This is a genomic window from Pseudoxanthomonas fibrivorans, from assembly GCF_041464125.1.
Classification (GTDB): domain Bacteria; phylum Pseudomonadota; class Gammaproteobacteria; order Xanthomonadales; family Xanthomonadaceae; genus Pseudoxanthomonas.
Genome location: NZ_JBGNUG010000001.1, coordinates 2,568,108 through 2,584,441, shown reverse-complemented (window position 1 = coordinate 2,584,441; position 16,334 = coordinate 2,568,108). Strand labels below are relative to the sequence as shown.

The following is a 16,334-nucleotide window of genomic DNA, read 5'->3' as shown; positions in this document are numbered from 1 at the left end:
GCACGGATCGGTGGATGGCGCGCGGTCGCGGCCAGGCCGCCGCCGTCATCGGACGTTCCACCAACCCTCGCGCACGTGCGTGGCGGCCCGCACCCGGATCATCCACGGCGCATGGCCGGGCAAGCCCGGCGCCACGCGGGCTGCCTCAGTGCGCCAGCACCAGCTCGACGATGCTCTGCGCCGCGTCGCGGCCCTCGGCCACCGCGGTGACCACCAGGTCGGCGCCGCGCACCGCATCGCCGCCCGCGAACACGCGCGGATGGGTGGTCTGGTACGGCAGGCGATCGCTGCCACCGGCCACGATGCGGCCGTTCGGCGTGCCCTCGATGCCCAGCGTCGACATCCACTCGGGCACTTCCGGCGAGAAGCCGAAGGCGATCACCACCACGTCGGCCTCGATCACCGATTCGCTGCCCTCGATCGCGACCGCGTTGCGGCGGCCGCGCGCATCCGGCTCGCCGAGCATCGTCTCGACCACGCGCACGCCGGTGACGCGGTTGTCGGCGTCGGTCTCCACCGCGAGCGGCTGGCGGTTGAAGAGGAAGCGCACGCCTTCCTCGCGCGCATTGCCGACCTCGCGCGCCGAGCCTGGCATCGAGGCTTCGTCGCGGCGGTAGGCGCAGGTCACCTTGCCGGCGCCCAGGCGGATCGCGCTTCTCACGCAGTCCATGCCGGTATCGCCGCCGCCGAGCACGACCACGCGCTTGCCGGCCAGGTCGGGCAGCTGGATCTTGTCCTCCCAGCCGGCGATCGGCCGGCCCCACGGGTCGTTGCCCGCCACGATGCGGCCGTTCTGCACCAGGAACGGCAGCGCCGGCAGCACGCCCTCGCCGTCCTGCCCCGGCAGGCCGCCGTCGGTGTAGCGGTACGCGCCGGTGCCCAGGAATACCGCGTCGTATTCCTCCAGCAGCTGCTCGATGCTCACGTCCTTGCCGACTTCCACGCCGAGGCGGAACTCGATGCCCATGCCTTCCAGCACCTCGCGGCGCTTGGCGATCACGGACTTGTCGAGCTTGAAGGTGGGAATGCCGAACTGGAGCAGGCCGCCGATCTGTTCGTAGCGGTCGTAGACCACGGCCTGGACGCCGGCGCGCGCCAGGCGGTCGGCGCAGCCGATGCCGGCCGGGCCGGCGCCGACCACCGCCACGCGCTTGCCGGTGGCTGCGACCTCGGACAGGTCCGGGCGCCAGCCCTGGGCGAAGGCGGTATCGACGATGTACTTCTCGACCGCGCCGATGGTGACCGCGCCGAAGCCGTCGTTGAGCGTGCAGCTGCCCTCGCACAGGCGGTCCTGCGGGCAGACGCGACCGCACACCTCCGGCAGCGGGTTGGTCGAGTGGCACAGCTCGGCCGCCTCGAGGATGCGGTTCTCCTGGACCAGCTGCAGCCATTGCGGGATGGCGTTGTGCACCGGGCACTTCCAGCTGCAGTACGGGTTGCCGCAATCCAGGCAGCGCCCGGACTGGTGCGAGGCCTCGGCGTGGCCGAACTTGCCGTACAGCTCGCCCCAGTCGCCGGCGGTGCGCAGTTCCAGCGGGATGCGCCGGGGCATCTCGCGCGGCAGGTCGAGGAACTGGAAAACTTGCTTGCGGCTCATGGGTGTCTCGCTCGTCGTCCCGGCCGGCGCCGGGACCCAGTGGCTTGATGGGGTCGGTTCTTCAGGCGGACGCGGGTTTTCGCGCCCGCGCGCTGAGGTCACTGGGCTCCCGCCTGCGCGGGAGCGACGTAATTCGCCGGAACGACATGGCGGACGAAGGCGTCATCAGGCGGCCCTGCGCAGCGTGTCGGCCAGCGATTCGATGCTGGCGGCCTTCGGCTTCACCAGCCAGAACTTGCCGACGTAGTCGCGGAACTCGTCGAGGACCTGCTGCGCCCAGATGCTGCCGGTCAGTTCGCGGTGGCGGCTGACCAGGCGGTGCAGGTGCTGGCGGTAGTTCTCGAAGCCTTCCGGGCTGATCCGGTGGATGTCGATCAGCTCGTGGTTGTAGCGGTCGACGAAGTCGCGGTCCTGGTCGAGGACGTAGGCCAGGCCGCCGGTGAAGCCGGCGCCGAAGTTCAGGCCGACCCGGCCCAGCACCAGCACCACGCCGCCAGTCATGTACTCGCAGCAGTGGTCGCCGGCGCCCTCGATCACCGCCAGCGCGCCGGAGTTGCGCACCGCGAAGCGCTCGCCGGCGCGACCGGCCGCGAACAGCTCGCCGCCGGTGGCGCCGTACAGGCAGGTGTTGCCGAGGATCGGCGTGCTGCGCGCCTCGTAGCGCGCCGCGCGCGGCGGGCGCACCACCAGCCGGCCGCCGGCCATGCCCTTGCCGACGTAGTCGTTGGCCTCGCCTTCCAGCTCCAGGTGCAGGCCGCCGGCGTTGAACGCGCCGAAGCTCTGCCCGGAGGTGCCGCGGAAGTGCAGGGTGATCGGCGAGGCGTCCATGCCGTGGTTGCCGTGCGCCTTGGCGATCGCGCCGGACAGGCGCGCGCCGATGCTGCGGTCGGTGTTGTGGATCAGGTAGCGGTGCTCGCCGCCGGTCTTGTCCGCGATCGCGTCGGCCAGCTGGATGTCGAGCTGGGTGGCCAGGCTGTCGGGCGATTCGTACAGGCGCGCGGCGGCGCAGCGGTCCTCGTCGCGCGGGGCCGGATGCAGCAGGCGCGACAGGTCCACGCGCACGCCTTCGCGCGGCGCGGCGTCGATCTGGCGAAGCAGGTCGGTGCGGCCGACGATCTCGTCCAGCGAACGGGCGCCGAGCAGCGACAGCCATTGCCGCACTTCCTCCGACAACAAGCGGAAGAAGTTCTCGACGCGCTCGGGCAGGCCGGTGAAGTGCTGCTCGCGCAGGCGCTCGTCCTGGGTGGCCACGCCGGTGGCGCAGTTGTTGAGGTGGCAGATGCGCAGGTACTTGCAGCCGAGCACGATCATCGGCGCGGTGCCGAAGCCGAAACTGTCGGCGCCCAGCAGCGCGGCCTTGACCACGTCCAGGCCGGTCTTCAGGCCGCCGTCGGTCTGCAGGATGGTGCGGTCGCGCAGGTCGTTGGCCACCAGGGCCTGGTGCGACTCGGCCAGGCCCAGCTCCCACGGGCCGCCCGCATAACGGATCGAGCTGATCGGCGACGCGCCGGTGCCGCCGTCATGGCCGGACACGGTGATGAGGTCGGCGCCGGCCTTGACCACGCCGGCGGCGATCGTGCCCACGCCCGCGTGCGAGACCAGCTTCACCGACACCAGCGCCTGCGGATTGACCTGCTTGAGGTCGTAGATCAGCTGGGCCAGGTCCTCGATCGAATAGATGTCGTGGTGCGGCGGCGGGCTGATCAGGCCGATGCCCGGGCGCGCGTAACGCAGCCGCGCGATCAGCTCGTTGACCTTGTGCCCCGGCAGCTGGCCGCCCTCGCCGGGCTTGGCGCCCTGGGCGACCTTGATCTGCAGCACCTCGGCGTTGACCAGGTACTCCGGTGTGACGCCGAAGCGGCCGGAGGCGACCTGCTTGATCTTGGAGCGCTTCTCGGTGCCGTAGCGGACCGGGTCCTCGCCGCCCTCGCCGGAGTTGCTGCGCCCGCCGAGCCGGTTCATGGCGATGGCCAGCGCCTCGTGCGCTTCGGGCGACAGCGCGCCGAGCGAGATCGCCGCGGTGTCGAAGCGGCGCAGCAGGTCCGAGGCCGGTGCGACTTCGTCCAGCGGCACCGGCGTGGCGGCCTGCTCCAGCTGCAGCAGGTCGCGCAGCGCCGACGGCGGACGCGCATGCACCGCGTCGGTATAGGCCTTCCAGTCGCTGGTCTCGCCCGTGCGCGTGGCGCGCTGCAGGGTCATGACCACGTCCGGGTTGTACATGTGGTACTCGCCGCCGTGCACGTACTTGATCAGGCCGCCGACGTCCGGCTTCTTCAGCTCGTTCCAGGCCGCGGCCTGCAGCTCGCGGGCGTCGCGGTCCAGGCGCTCGAAGCCGGCGCCGCCGACCCGCGAGGGCGTGCCGCCGAAGCACAGCTCGACGACTTCGTCCTCCAGGCCGACGATCTCGAACAGCTGCGCGCCGCGATAGCTGGCGATGGTCGCGATGCCCATCTTCGAGATGATCTTCGACAGGCCCTTGTAGATGCCCTTGCGGTAGCTGCGCCCGACCTGGGCGGTCTCGCCGCCCTTCTTCAGCTGCAGGATGCCGCGGCGGCCCATGTCGAACAGGGTCTGGTAGGACAGGTACGGGTAGACCGCGGTGGCACCGTTGCCGAGCAGGCAGGCCATGTGGTGCGCGTCGCGCGCGGTGCCGGTCTCGATGATCAGGTTGGCGTCGCAGCGCAGCCCGGCCTTGCACAGGTGGTGGTGGACCGCGCCGGTGGCCAGCAGGGCGTGGACCATCGGCCGGTCCGCGGTCGGGTAGCGGTCGGACAGCAGCAGCATGACCATGCCGTCGCGCACGGCCTGCTCGGCCTCGCGGCAGATCCGTTCGATGCCGGCCTTCAGGCCCTCCTCGACGCCGTAGGACAGGTCGATCAGCCGGTTCTTCTCGGCGTACTGCGGCATCACCATCAGCTGGCGCAGCTTGCGCTGCGACAGCACCGGCGAGTTGAGGATGATGTGGTTCACCGTCTCCGGGCCGGCGTGGAAGATGTTGGTCTCCCGGCCGAGCTGGGTGGCCAGCGACATCACGCAGTCTTCGCGCAGCGGGTCGATCGGCGGGTTGGTGACCTGCGCGAACGCCTGGCGGAAGTAGTCGTACAGCGGCCGGTTGCGCTGGCTCAGCACCGCCATCGGCGTGTCGTCGCCCATCGAGCCGGTGGCTTCCTGCTCGGTCTCGGCCATCGGCCGCAGCACCAGCTCCACTTCCTCGGTGCTGAGCTGGAACAACTTGTGGTAGCTGCGCAGGGTCTTCTCGTCGAACGGCTCCTCGGCCAGCGACGGGTCGATCAGCTCGGTCTGCAGGTAGGTCACGCCCTGCTGCAGCCACTGCTTGTACGGGGCGCGGCCGCGGTTGATCCGGTCCACCGCCTCGCTGTCGAGCAGGTCGCCGCGGCGCAGGTCGATGGCGATCATCTCGCCCGGGCCGAGCTTGCCCTTGCGCACGATCCGCTCGGTCGGCACTTCCCACACGCCGGCTTCGCTGGCGACGATGAAGTGGCGGTCGGAGGTCAGCAGCCAGCGTGACGGGCGCAGGCCGTTGCGGTCCAGGGTGCACGCGGCGTAGCGCGCATCCAGCGAGACGATGCCCGCCGGGCCGTCCCACGGCTCGGTGTTCAGGCCATAGAACTCGTAGAAGGCGGCCAGGTCCGGGTCCTTGAACTCCAGCGACTGGGTCGCCGGCGGGACCAGGATGCGCAGCGCCTGGATCAGCTCCATGCCGCCGGACACCAGCAGCTCGAGCATGTTGTCCAGGCTCTGCGAGTCCGAGCCGTGCATCGACACGATCGGCTCGAGCTCGGCGACGTCGAACTTCGGCGTCTTCCATACCTTGCCGCGGGCCTGGGCCCAGCGGCGGTTGCCCTCGATGGTGTTGATCTCGCCGTTGTGGGCCAGCATCCGGAACGGGTGGGCCAGCGGCCAGCGCGGCAGGGTGTTGGTCGAGAAGCGCTGGTGGAACACGATCGCGCTGGAGGCCAGGTCCGCGCGCTGCAGGTCGGTATAGAACCGGGCCAGCTTGTCCGGCAGGACCATGCCCTTGTAGCCGATCGAATGCGGCGACAGGGTCACCACGTAATAGTCGGCCGTGTCGCGCAGGCGCTGCTCGCTGCGGCGGCGCGCCAGGAACAGGGCCAGCGCGAACGCGTCGTCGTCCTGGCCGTTGCCGGCTTCCACGTACAGCTGCTGGATCGCCGGCAGGGTGTCGCGCGCCAGCTGGCCGCAGACGCTCTCGTCGGTCGGCACCGCGCGCCAGCCCTTGACCGCCACGCCGACCCGGTGCAGCTCGCCCTCGAGCACGTCGCGGCAGTGCGCCGCCGCGGCTTCGTCGCGCGGCAGGAACACCAGGCCGGCGGCGAAGCGCGCGTTCTCGCCCAGGGCGATGTTCGCCTCGTGGGCCAGCGCGCGCAGGAACGCGGCCGGTTTGCGGATCAGCAGTCCGCATCCGTCGCCGGTCAGGCCGTCGGCGGCGACGCCCCCGCGGTGGGTCATGCGCGAGAGCGCGGCGATGGCGGTGTCGACGAGGGCGCGGGACGGCTGGTCGTCGAGCTGCGCGATCATGCCGAAACCACAGGCGTCGCGTTCGGAGTTCGGGTCGTAAAGCCCGTGGCGGTTGCGAGGGGCCATCTGCATCTCGATAGAACCGTGCACGCGGCGTGCTGTGCGCCGGATGCGGAGCGAAGGCGGCACCGCGCACAGTTTCCCCAGAAACTGACGCAACCCTGAAAAGCCGCCGGATTTCCGACTAAACCACAGTTGTTGCGGTGCCGCAACCGACCGAAATAACGCCCGCGCATGAGCGGGCCGGAGCCGCGCTCAGGCGCCGCTCGATCCTGCGTCGACGGTTTCAGGGGAGACGGTGGCGCGCCGCCCCGCGGGGTCAGCCGCAGCGCACCGAGGTGATCGTGCCGGCCGCGTCGACCTCGAGATTCAGGCGCTCGCCATTGAACTCCATCGTCACCATCTGCCCGGGCTTCAACAGGCGGACGTGCCTGGCCCCGGCGTCGCCGCGCGCCTGCTCGGCAACCGCGTCGTCGGCCTTCTGGCCGACCAGTCCCTGCACCTGGCTCGCATCGCAGGTGGGCGCCGGGGGCGCGGCCTCGGCGGTGCCCTCCGCCGGCGGCGCGGCGGCGGACTCGGCCGCCTGCTGGGCCGCGGTGATCGCCTGCTCCTGTTCGGCGCCGTCGTCCTCCGGCGAGCCGCCGGCGGAACAGGCGGCAAGCGTGAGCAGCAGGACGATGGCGGCGGGCAGGCGGATCGGATCGGTGCGCATGGACGGTTCCGGAGCAGGCGGAACCCGAGCTTGCCGCAGCGGCCATTCGCGATCCGTTAACCGATGCACCACCGGATTGACGCGGTCGATGCGCGGCGCTGCCGACACTGCCTGCCACCGAGGCGGCGGCGGCAGCGAATGGCAGAGGTTCCCGCGACGACAGGCAATGCCCGCGCCGCCCGGCGCGCCGGGCTGGTCTATGTGTCCGACAGCGAGCCGGGCCTGCGGCGCCGGAAGCAGGGGCGCGGCTTCGCCTACCGGTCCTCCGCCGGTGGCCCGGTGCGCGACGCCGCCACGCTCGCGAGGATCCGTGCATTGGCCATCCCTCCGGCGTGGCGCGACGTCTGGATCTGCGCCGATCCGCAGGGCCACCTGCAGGCGACCGGGCGCGACGCGCGCGGTCGCAAGCAGTACCGCTACCACCCGGACTGGGCCAGCCGCCGCGGCGAGGACAAGTTCGCGCGGATCGTCGCGTTCGGCCAGGCCCTGCCGGGGCTGCGCCGCACCCTGCGACGCGACCTCGCCCGTCCCGGCCATCCGCGCGAGAAGGTGCTGGCGATCGTGGTGGCGGTGATGGACGAAACCCTGATGCGGGTCGGCGACGATGCCTACCGCCGGCAGAACCGCTCCTACGGCCTGACCACGCTGCGCAACCGCCATGTCGAATTCCTGGCCGGCGGGCGGGCCCGGATCTGCTTCCGCGGCAAGAGCGGGCAGGCGCAGGAGGTGGTGATCGACGACAGCCGGCTGGTGCGGCTGGTGCGGCGCTGCCGCGAACTGCCCGGCCAGTGCCTGTTCCAGTATCGGGACGACGACGGCGCACTGGTGCCGGTGCGCTCCAACGAGGTCAACGACTACCTGCGCCAGGCGATGGGCGAAGCGTTCACCGCCAAGGACTTCCGCACCTGGGGCGGGACGCTGGCGGCGTTGCGCGGGCTGGCGGCGCTGGGCCAGGCGCCGGAGGTCGAGCGCGAATGCGTGCGCCTGCAGACCGCGGTGGTGCGCGAGGTCGCCGATGCCCTGGGCAACACGCCCGCCGTCTGCCGCAGCGCCTATATCGACCCGGTGGTGTTCGCCGGCTGGCGCCGGGGAGCGCTGGCCGGCGTGGCGGCCCGCTGCCGCGGCCAGCGCCAGTGGGAGCAGGCGACGCTGGCCTTCCTGCGCCGCGAGCGCCGGGCATCGCGGCCCCGGCCGGCGCGCTGAGGCGGCCTCAGCTGCAGGACATGCCGGTGATCGCGTTGTTGCGGCCGGTCTGGATGGTCAGCCGCGAGCCACCGGACGTCGCCTCCACCGGCGTGCTGGCGCCACCGGTGCGGGTATCGGCGCCGCCGACCACCTGCACCTCGGTGCTGTCGCTGTCGACGCGGGCGCGCTGGATGGTCGCATCCGACGCGGCCAGGCCGACCGCGCCGCGGACCATGTCGGTATGGCACTGGCCGGAGATCACCCCGTCGATCGGGGCGACGCCGGCGACCTGCGGGCCGGCGCACGCGGCGAGCAGGCTGGTGGCGAGGGCGAGGCAGGGCAGGGTCAGGCGGGGCATCGGGGCGACCTCCGGATCGGGGCATCCAGCGTGTCGCGCACGGCGTTGGTGCCGGATGAAGGCGGTATTCCAGCCGGCCATGCGTCGGCGCCGGACTCGGCATATGCGGAACCGGCGCCGCGGATGCGCCATGATCGGCGCCTTCGACAGCCCGGGGAGGCGGTACGGCGATGCACATCAACCACACGCAGGCATCCGGCGTCGCGGCGCCGGCGAAAGGGTCGCCGCGGCTGCTGCCGCTGGTGATCGCGCTGTTCTTCGCCTGGGGTTTCTGCACGGTGCTGGTCGACGTGCTGATCCCCAAGCTCAAGGCGACGTTCTCGCTGAACTACGCCGAGGCGATGCTGACCCAGTTCTGCTTCTTCCTCGCCTACTTCGTGGTGTCGGTCCCGGCCGGCCTGCTGGTCAGCCGGATCGGCTACCTGCGCGGGATCGTGATCGGGCTGGTGGTCATGGCCGGCGGCTGCCTGATGTTCGCCCCGGCCGCGTCGATGGGCTGGTATCCGGCCTTCCTCGCCGCGCTGTTCGTGCTGGCCGCCGGCATCACCCTGGTCCAGGTGGCGGCCAATCCGCTGGCCGCGGGGCTGGGCGACCCGGCGCGCGCGCACAGCCGGCTGACCCTGGCCCAGGCGTTCAACTCGTTCGGCACGATGATCGGGCCGCTGTTCGGCTCGGCGATGATCCTGGCCGCCGGGGTGTCCGAGCCGGCCGCCGGGCTCAGTGGCCCGGCGCTGGAGGCCTTCCGCGTCGAGCAGGCGGGCCACGTGCGGGTGCCGTACATGATCATCGCCGCGGTGCTGCTCGGCCTGGCGGCGCTGTGCTGGTGGGTGCGCCGCGCACCGGTACCGGCGGTGCGGCCGGTCGGCCACGGCGACTACCTGCGCCTGTTGCGCATCCCGCGGGTCAGCCTGGGCGCGCTGTCGATCTTCCTCTACGTCGGCGCGGAAGTGGCCATCGGCAGCGCACTGGTCAACTACCTGATCATGGTGGGCGCGACCACCTCCGAGCACGCCGCCGGCAACCTGATCGCGGTGTACTGGGGCCTGGCCATGGTCGGCCGCTTCATCGGCGCGTGGGTGCTGCGCTTCGTCGCCCCGGGCCTGGTGCTGGCGGCGTGCGCGATCGGTGCCGGGGCACTCGCGCTGCTGGCGGCGACCACGCTGGAGGGCACCGCCGCGGCGGTGGCGATCCTGTCGATCGGCCTGTTCAACTCGGTCATGTTCCCGACCATCTTCACCCTGTCGATCGACGGCCTGGGCGAAGACACGCCGGGTGCGTCGGGCATCCTCTGCCTGGCCATCGTCGGCGGCGCGGTGGTGCCGCTGCTGACCGGCGTGGTCGCCGACCGCGTCGGCCTCGCCCTGGCGCTGCTGGTGCCGGCGGTCTGCTACGGCTGGATCGCCTGCTACGGGTTGCTGGTGAAGGCCGGCCTGCTCGGCCGCCGCGCGTCGGAGCCCGCTGCCGTGGCGGCCGCGGTCGCCGGACCCGAGGCCTGAGCGAGCCGTGGGCGACGCGCCGCTGCCGCGCCTGATCGTCTTCGGCGAGGCGCTGACCGACTTCGTCCGCACCGGCCCGGCGAGCTGGCACAGCGTGGCTGGCGGCGCGTGCTGGAACGTGGCGCGGGTGGCGGCCACGCTCGGGGTGCGCACCGGCTGGGGCGGCTCGACCAGCGCGGACCTGTTCGGCCGCGAGATCGTCGAGCGTTCGGCCGCCGCCGGCCTGGACGCGCGCTTCATCCAGGTCGTGGAGCAGCCGCCGCTGCTGGCGATGGTCCACGAGCTGTCGCCGCCGCAGTACTTCTTCACCGGCTCGGCGGACCTGGCCTTCGACCCGGCGGCCCTGCCCGAGCGCTGGGAACGCGCCTGCGAGGTCGCCCACTTCGGCTGCATCAGCCTGGTCCGGCAGCCGCTGGGCGCGCGCCTGGTGGCGATCGCCGAGCGCCTGCATGCGGCCGGCGTGCCGCTCAGCTTCGATCCGAACTGCCGCAACCTGATGGGCAGCGACTATCCGCCGCTGTTCGAGCGCATGGCCGCGATGACGCAGGTGCTGAAGGTGTCGGACGAGGACCTGCACCACATCTACCCGGCGCTGGCGTCCGGCGACGCGCTGTCGCGCGTGCGTGGACTCGCGCCTGCGGCGACGCTGCTCTATACCCGTGGCGCGGCAGGCATGGTCGCGTACCTGCCCGGCAGCGAGCCCCTCGGGCAGCCGGCGTTCCCGGTCGCCGTGGCCGACACCGTCGGCGCCGGCGACGCCTGCATCGGCGGCTTCCTCGCCAGCCGCCTGCAGCGGCCGGATGCGCATATCGCCACGCACCTGCGCTTTGCCGCGGCGACCGCGGCGGCGGCCTGCACCCGGCCCGGCGCGCACGCACCGTCGCGGGACGAGGTCGAAGCGCTGCTGGCGTGCGACGCCGGGCGGGCCTGAGGCGCGCCGGCGCGGCCCTCGCCCGCGGTCGGGCGCCTCAGCGCCCGAGCGCCCGCAGCACCTCGTAGCACGCGCCCATCGTGTGGTAGTCGGTCTTGCCGGCGGGGCTCTTCTCGTCGGTGAGCTTGCGGTTGTCCGGGCCGAGGATGCGGTACCAGGCGCCGTGGTCGTGGTCGACGAAATGGGTCCAGCTGTAGTCCCAGAGGCGGTCGTACCACCGCCAGTAGCCGTCCTCGCCGGTGCGCACGGCCAGCAACGCGGCGGTGGCCAGCGCCTCGGCCTGCACCCAGAAGTACTTGTCCTCGTCGTAGAAGCCGCCTCCGGTGTCGTTGCCGTAGACCAGGCCGCCATGGCGGTCGTCCCAGGCCATCGCCACGGCGCGGTCGAACAGTTCGCGTGCGCGCGGCAGGTGGCCCGCATCCGGTGCGTGGCGGTCGAGGACCAGCAGCAGCTTGGCCCACTCGACCTGGTGCCCGGGCTGGAAGCCCCACGGGCGGAAGATGTTGCTGCGGTCGCCGCGGTTGTAGTCCCAGTCTACCGACCAGTCGCGGTGGTAGTGCTCCCAGACCAGGCCGCCGGCGAGGGCGGCCTGGCGGCCGGTCATGTTCGCCGCCAGCCGCTGCGCCCGCTGCAGGTAGCGCGCCTCGCCGGTGGCTTCGTAGGCGGCCAGCCACGCTTCGCAGGCATGCATGTTCGCGTTCTGGCCGCGGTAGGCCGAGAGCTGCCAGTCGGCCGTCGCCTCGTCGGCGTACAGGCCGTGCTCGGGTTCCCAGAGGCGAAGCTCCATCAGCTGCCAGGTTTCCTCCAGCCAGCCGCGTGCGTCCTCCATGCCCGCTTCCAGCGCCTTGGCATACGCCAGCACGACGAAGGCCAGGCCGTAGCAGTGGTTGGTCGCGTCCTGCACCTGGCCGTCGTGCAGCACCCAGGCGTAGCCGCCCGTCGACGGATTGCGGTGCGCGTCGCGCAGGAAGTGGATCCCGTGGCGCACGGCTTCGCGGTAGGCCGGGTCGCCGAACGCCTGCCAGGCCATCGAATAGTTGAAGACGAAGCGGGTGCTGCTGACCAGGTGGCGCGTGTGCGGATCGTAGACCGTGCCGTCGTCCTTGAAGAACTGGAAGAAGCCGCCGGCGGGGTCGATGCAGCGCGGATGGTAGAAGGCCATCGTCTCGCGGACATGCCCGAGCAGGAACCCGGGCGAGCGGAAGTCGGGCGTGGTCGTGGGGCTGGCAGGCATGCGGCGCTCGCGCGAAGCGCCAGGCGGCGCGTCCGCAAGCGTACCCGCCGTATCCGCAGCAGGCTTATGGTGGTTGCGCATACCGGCTATGCCGGCAGGCGATCCGCGTCACGATCGCGCATGGGCGCGGGCCGGGAAACCCGGGTCCGGCGGCCGTCGTGGCCGCGGTGCAGATCGAAGATGGCGCGCCCGGAGGGATTCGAACCCCCGACCAATGGCTTCGGAAGCCACTACTCTATCCGGCTGAGCTACGGGCGCGTGGCCGGGCATTGTAGCGGAAACGTGCGCGCCGATGCCTGCCGCCGTGCGGCTGCCCCTGTCTCCGGGTCGCGGCGTATCAGCGGATGTCCAGCGGCGCGAAGCCCTTGACGAGGTCGTCGAGCGCCTTGACCTGGGCCAGGAACGGCTCGAGCCGGTCCAGCGGCAGGGCGCTGGGGCCATCGCAGCGCGCGTTGTCCGGATCCGGGTGCGCTTCGAGGAACAGGCCGGCCAGGCCCACCGCCATGCCGGCGCGTGCCAGCTCGGCCACCTGCCGGCGGCGCCCGCCGGAGGCCTCGGCGCCGGCCTCGCGGCGCTGCAGGCTGTGGGTGACGTCGAAGATCGCCGGCAGCCCGCCGGTGGCCTCGATCATCTCGCGGAAGCCGAGCATGTCCACGACCAGGTTGTCGTAGCCGAACTGCGCGCCGCGCTCGCACAGGATGATCCGCCCGTTGCCGGCCTCGTGGATCTTGGCGGCGATGTTCTTCATCTGGGTCGGGCTGAGGAACTGCGGCTTCTTGATGTTGACCGCGCGGCCGGTGCGGGCGATCGCGTCGACCAGGTCGGTCTGGCGGGCGAGGAACGCCGGGATCTGCAGCACGTCGACCACCTCGGCCACCGGCGCGGCCTGCGCCGGCTCGTGTACGTCAGTGATCACCGGGATGCCGAAGCGCGCCTTCACCTCTTGGAAGATGCGCATGCCCTCCTGGAGGCCGACGCCGCGGTAGGAGCGGATCGAGGAGCGGTTGGCCTTGTCGAACGAGGCCTTAAACACGAACGGGATGCCCAGCCGGCGGGTGACCTCGACGTAGTGCGCCGCCGCGAACAGGGTCGAATCCAGGTCCTCCAGCACGTTGAGGCCGCCGAACAGCACGAACGGGGCGTCGTTGGCGACGCGGACGCGGTCATCGATCTGGACGGACAGGGACATCGGCGGTTCCGGAGGGGATGCGGAGGCCGATTATGCGCCTGCCGCCGCCCCTGCCGCGCGGCGCCGCGATGGGGATGCGCCGGCGGCTGCTAACCTGTCGCGCATGTCCTACGAACGCTACGAAACCCCGATCCGCGCACCGGTGCCGCGCTGGCGCGAGCGGCTGGGCCAGTACTGGAGGCTGGTCCGCGGCGACCGGCCGATCGGCGTGCTGCTGCTGCTGTGGCCGACCTGGTGGGCGCTGTGGCTGGCGGCAGGCGGCGTGCCGCCGCTGTGGACCCTGTTCGTGTTCACCGCTGGCGTCTGGCTGACCCGTTCGGCCGGCTGCGTGATCAACGACTACGCCGACCGCTGGCTGGACCCCCAGGTCGAACGCACGAAGGCACGCCCGCTGGCGACCGGCGCGGTGTCCGGGCGCGAGGCGCTGGCGGTGTTCGCGGTGCTGATGCTGGCCGCCTTCGCGCTGGTGCTGACGCTCGACCGGTTGACCGTGTGGCTGAGCTTCGCCGGCCTGTTCCTCGCATCGACCTACCCCTACCTCAAGCGCCATACCTACCTGCCGCAGGTCTACCTCGGCATGGCGTTCGGCTGGGGCATCCCGATGGCGTTCGCCGCGGTCCAGGGCGAAGTCCCGGCGGTGGCCTGGCTGCTGTACTGCGCCAACATCCTCTGGGCCACCGGCTACGACACCTGGTACGCGATGGTCGACCGCGAGGACGACCTGCGCGCCGGCTCGAAGTCGACCGCGATCCTGTTCGGCGACCTGGACCTGGTCGCGCAGGGCGTGCTGTACGCCCTCACCCTGCTGGCCCTGGCGCTGGTCGGGCGGCAGGCGCAGCTGGGCATGGCCTGGTGGATCGCGCTGGGCGCGGCCACCGTGCTGGTGGCCTGGCAGTTCCGGATCGCGCGCGGCCGCGGCCGCGAGGCGTGCTTCCGCGCCTTCCTGCACAACAACTGGGTGGGCGCGGCGGTGTTCGCCGGCCTCGCCGTGCACTACGCCCTGGCCGGCTGAACCGGCCAGGGTCCTGCGCCTGCGGCTAGAGCACCCGCGTGGTGCGCCTGCGCATGTAGAACGCCAGCGCGACCTGCAGGACGCCGTAGACCAGCGCGCCGATGCCCAGCCATGCCGCGAGCGTGGCCACGCCGATGTTCGGCCGCGCGATGAACAGCAGGCCGAGCAGGAGCGCCAGCACCCCGCTGAGCGCCAGCAGCCAGTTGCCACGGACGAGCTGCCGCAGCTGCACGGCGAAGACGATCCGGGCGATGCCGGCGACCACCAGCCAGATCGCCAGCAGCCACACCAGCGCCGTGGCGACCATCTGCGTCTGCAGCAGCGCCAGCAGGCCGAAGCCGATCGAGGCGGCCGCGTACACGACCAGCAGCCAGTTCGGCAGGGCCACGTCCTTGCGGAACACGCTGAGCAGGCTGACCACGCCATCGGCCAGGGCGAGCACGCCGAAGGCCATGACCATCATCCAGACCGTGGAGTGGGGCCGGAACAGCGCGAACAGGCCGAAGATGATCGCGAACAGGCCGTACAGCAGGAACACCCACCATGCTCGTGACATGACGTCCTCCAGGATGCTGCGGGAGCGGGCCGGCCGGGGCCGGCCCGCGGCTCATGCCGCCAGCGGTGCGTGCTTGCGGAAGCGGAAACCCGCCAGCACCTGCATCAGGCCATAGACCAGCGCACCGGCCCCGACCCAGATCGCGGTGGTGAACAGGCCGACCGCCGGGTTGCGGAGGAAGGCGATGCCCAGCACGATCGCCAGTACGCCGCTGAGCGCGACCAGCCATTCGCCGACGATTTCCTTGCGGACCCGGATGGCGAAGATGATCCGGAACACGCCGGCGACGATCAGCCAGAACGCGAGCATCACGAACAGGATGCCGGCGGTGGCCTTGGGATTGCCGACCGCGATGATGCCGAAGGCGATGGAGGCGATCGCGTAGAGCAGCAGCCACGGCTTGGGCACCGCCACCCGCTTGTCGAACATCGCCAGCAGGCTGGCGATGCCGTCGGCCAGGGCGAGGATGCCGAAGGCCCAGGCCATGGCGACCAGCGCCTGGAACGGCTTGGCGATCGTGATCAGCCCGAAGGCGATGCCGATCAGCCCGAACAGTACCGATACCCACCAGCTGCGCCGCACTTCCTCGACAGTACCCGCTTCCATGGTGCCTCCTGCCTCATGACCGGGAGCCGGGATAGGCCCGACCGCCGGGATACTCCCGGGCGGCGGCAGTGTCAAATGACGCGTCCGTGGCGCGTCACGGGACGCGGGCGCAGACCCACGCGTCCACCCGCGCAACCCCGGCCCGGCGCAGCGCGATGGCGGCGGCATGCAGGGTGGCGCCTGTCGTCATGACGTCGTCGACCAGGGCCACGTGGGCAGGCAGGTCTCCGCCGGCGACTTCGAACGCCCCGCGCAGGTTGCGCCGCCGCGCCGCCGCGTCCAGCTGCGACTGGGCCGGCGTGTCGCGCACGCGCCGCAGCAGGTCCGTCCGCAGCGGCAGGCGCAGGATGGCCGCGAGCGGACGGGCGAGCTCGAGCGCCTGGTCGTAGCCGCGCCCGCGCAGGCGGCGCTGGTGCAGGACCACCGGCACCAGGGCCTGCGGCCGGTCGCAACCGGCGAAGGCATGCGCCATCAGCTGCGCCAGCAGGCGGCCGGCGGCCAGGTCGCGGTGGAACTTGAAGCGCGGGACCAGCCGGTCCATCGGGGCGGCGTAGAGCAGGGCCGCGTGCGCCGCCGCCAGCGGGGGCGGGTGTTGCAGGCAGCGTCCGCAGGTGCCGGCCGTGGCGAGCGGCACCGCGCAGCGCAGGCAGGCCGCGCGCTGGACCGGCAGCCCCTCCAGGCAGGCCGGGCACAGGTCCAGTCCGGACCCCCCGGGCTCCTCGCAGGCCAGGCACCGCCGCGGCAGGATCCGGCCGGCCAGGCGTGACAGCACGTCCAGCGGCCTGCCGGCGCGCGCTGCCGGCAAGTGGTAAACCTGATCGCTAGGCATCGGGTTGACAGCGTGGCCCGGGGATTTCCAGACTGCCCGGCTTCGGCCACCGCCGCTGTCAGGAAACCC

General features: G+C 71.9%; 13 protein-coding genes and 1 tRNA gene. 4 read left to right on the top strand and 10 right to left on the bottom strand.

What is annotated here, in order from left to right; translation table 11 throughout:
* Positions 1-145: 145 nt before the first annotated feature.
* The 3 genes from ACA089_RS11930 to ACA089_RS11920 form a co-directional block, all read right to left on the bottom strand.
* Positions 146-1,597 (bottom strand): FAD-dependent oxidoreductase, encoded by a 1,452-nt coding sequence (locus ACA089_RS11930; RefSeq protein ID WP_372017041.1) that lies wholly within the window; start codon positions 1,595-1,597, stop codon positions 146-148.
* Between the two features lie 165 nt (positions 1,598-1,762).
* A complete protein-coding gene (gltB, locus tag ACA089_RS11925) occupies positions 1,763-6,223 on the bottom strand; it encodes a glutamate synthase large subunit (RefSeq protein WP_372017039.1) in 4,461 nt (1,486 codons plus the stop codon).
* Positions 6,224-6,476: 253 nt separating this feature from the next.
* On the bottom strand, positions 6,477-6,869 hold the full coding sequence (locus tag ACA089_RS11920; protein ID WP_372017037.1) for an I78 family peptidase inhibitor: 393 nt from the start codon (positions 6,867-6,869) through the stop codon (positions 6,477-6,479).
* Positions 6,870-7,007: 138 nt separating this feature from the next.
* Between ACA089_RS11920 and ACA089_RS11915 the strand changes: the two genes are divergently transcribed.
* Positions 7,008-8,072 carry a DNA topoisomerase IB gene (locus tag ACA089_RS11915; protein WP_372017036.1) on the top strand — a complete coding sequence of 355 codons (1,065 nt, stop codon included), beginning with the start codon at positions 7,008-7,010 and terminating at the stop codon, positions 8,070-8,072.
* A 7-nt stretch (positions 8,073-8,079) separates the two neighbouring features.
* On the opposite strand, the gene ACA089_RS11910 is transcribed toward ACA089_RS11915, so the two are convergent.
* Positions 8,080-8,412 carry a hypothetical protein gene (locus tag ACA089_RS11910; RefSeq protein WP_372017035.1) on the bottom strand — a complete coding sequence of 111 codons (333 nt, stop codon included), beginning with the start codon at positions 8,410-8,412 and terminating at the stop codon, positions 8,080-8,082.
* A 170-nt stretch (positions 8,413-8,582) separates the two neighbouring features.
* Between ACA089_RS11910 and ACA089_RS11905 the strand changes: the two genes are divergently transcribed.
* Both ACA089_RS11905 and ACA089_RS11900 read left to right on the top strand, forming a co-directional pair.
* The gene (locus ACA089_RS11905) at positions 8,583-9,908 is read left to right on the top strand and encodes a sugar MFS transporter (RefSeq protein WP_372017033.1); all 1,326 of its coding nucleotides are present in this window, start codon (positions 8,583-8,585) and stop codon (positions 9,906-9,908) included.
* Between the two features lie 7 nt (positions 9,909-9,915).
* Positions 9,916-10,839 (top strand): carbohydrate kinase family protein, encoded by a 924-nt coding sequence (locus ACA089_RS11900; protein WP_372017031.1) that lies wholly within the window; start codon positions 9,916-9,918, stop codon positions 10,837-10,839.
* A gap of 37 nt (positions 10,840-10,876) precedes the next feature.
* Here the strand turns inward: ACA089_RS11900 and ACA089_RS11895 are convergent, their stop codons facing one another.
* The 3 genes from ACA089_RS11895 to kdsA all read right to left on the bottom strand — a co-directional run bounded on the left by ACA089_RS11895 (position 10,877) and on the right by kdsA (position 13,262).
* Positions 10,877-12,073 carry an AGE family epimerase/isomerase gene (locus ACA089_RS11895; RefSeq protein WP_372017030.1) on the bottom strand — a complete coding sequence of 399 codons (1,197 nt, stop codon included), beginning with the start codon at positions 12,071-12,073 and terminating at the stop codon, positions 10,877-10,879.
* A 181-nt stretch (positions 12,074-12,254) separates the two neighbouring features.
* Positions 12,255-12,331 (bottom strand) — tRNA-Arg (locus ACA089_RS11890).
* A gap of 79 nt (positions 12,332-12,410) precedes the next feature.
* Positions 12,411-13,262, bottom strand: a complete 852-nt coding sequence (gene kdsA / locus ACA089_RS11885; protein ID WP_372017029.1) for a 3-deoxy-8-phosphooctulonate synthase — start codon at positions 13,260-13,262, stop codon at positions 12,411-12,413.
* 103 nt (positions 13,263-13,365) lie between these two features.
* Between kdsA and ubiA the strand changes: the two genes are divergently transcribed.
* The gene (gene ubiA / locus ACA089_RS11880) at positions 13,366-14,274 is read left to right on the top strand and encodes a 4-hydroxybenzoate octaprenyltransferase (RefSeq protein WP_372017027.1); all 909 of its coding nucleotides are present in this window, start codon (positions 13,366-13,368) and stop codon (positions 14,272-14,274) included.
* A 25-nt stretch (positions 14,275-14,299) separates the two neighbouring features.
* Here the strand turns inward: ubiA and ACA089_RS11875 are convergent, their stop codons facing one another.
* From ACA089_RS11875 to ACA089_RS11865, 3 genes are all read right to left on the bottom strand, one after another.
* Positions 14,300-14,830, bottom strand: a complete 531-nt coding sequence (locus tag ACA089_RS11875) for an HdeD family acid-resistance protein (protein ID WP_372017026.1) — start codon at positions 14,828-14,830, stop codon at positions 14,300-14,302.
* A gap of 51 nt (positions 14,831-14,881) precedes the next feature.
* Positions 14,882-15,436: an HdeD family acid-resistance protein gene (locus ACA089_RS11870; protein ID WP_372017024.1), complete on the bottom strand. Its 555-nt coding sequence runs from the start codon at positions 15,434-15,436 to the stop codon at positions 14,882-14,884.
* A gap of 94 nt (positions 15,437-15,530) precedes the next feature.
* Positions 15,531-16,241, bottom strand: a complete 711-nt coding sequence (locus ACA089_RS11865; protein ID WP_372017022.1) for a ComF family protein — start codon at positions 16,239-16,241, stop codon at positions 15,531-15,533.
* Positions 16,242-16,334: the final 93 nt, after the last annotated feature.

Coding starts and splice junctions, on each gene's coding strand:
- ACA089_RS11930 (WP_372017041.1), bottom strand. CDS start 1,597: ATGAGCCGCAAGCAAGTTTTCCAGTTCCTCGACCTGCCGCGCGAGATG.
- gltB (WP_372017039.1), bottom strand. CDS start 6,223: ATGGCCCCTCGCAACCGCCACGGGCTTTACGACCCGAACTCCGAACGC.
- ACA089_RS11920 (WP_372017037.1), bottom strand. CDS start 6,869: ATGCGCACCGATCCGATCCGCCTGCCCGCCGCCATCGTCCTGCTGCTC.
- ACA089_RS11915 (WP_372017036.1), top strand. CDS start 7,008: ATGGCAGAGGTTCCCGCGACGACAGGCAATGCCCGCGCCGCCCGGCGC.
- ACA089_RS11910 (WP_372017035.1), bottom strand. CDS start 8,412: ATGCCCCGCCTGACCCTGCCCTGCCTCGCCCTCGCCACCAGCCTGCTC.
- ACA089_RS11905 (WP_372017033.1), top strand. CDS start 8,583: ATGCACATCAACCACACGCAGGCATCCGGCGTCGCGGCGCCGGCGAAA.
- ACA089_RS11895 (WP_372017030.1), bottom strand. CDS start 12,073: ATGCCTGCCAGCCCCACGACCACGCCCGACTTCCGCTCGCCCGGGTTC.
- kdsA (WP_372017029.1), bottom strand. CDS start 13,262: ATGTCCCTGTCCGTCCAGATCGATGACCGCGTCCGCGTCGCCAACGAC.
- ubiA (WP_372017027.1), top strand. CDS start 13,366: ATGTCCTACGAACGCTACGAAACCCCGATCCGCGCACCGGTGCCGCGC.
- ACA089_RS11875 (WP_372017026.1), bottom strand. CDS start 14,830: ATGTCACGAGCATGGTGGGTGTTCCTGCTGTACGGCCTGTTCGCGATC.
- ACA089_RS11870 (WP_372017024.1), bottom strand. CDS start 15,436: ATGGAAGCGGGTACTGTCGAGGAAGTGCGGCGCAGCTGGTGGGTATCG.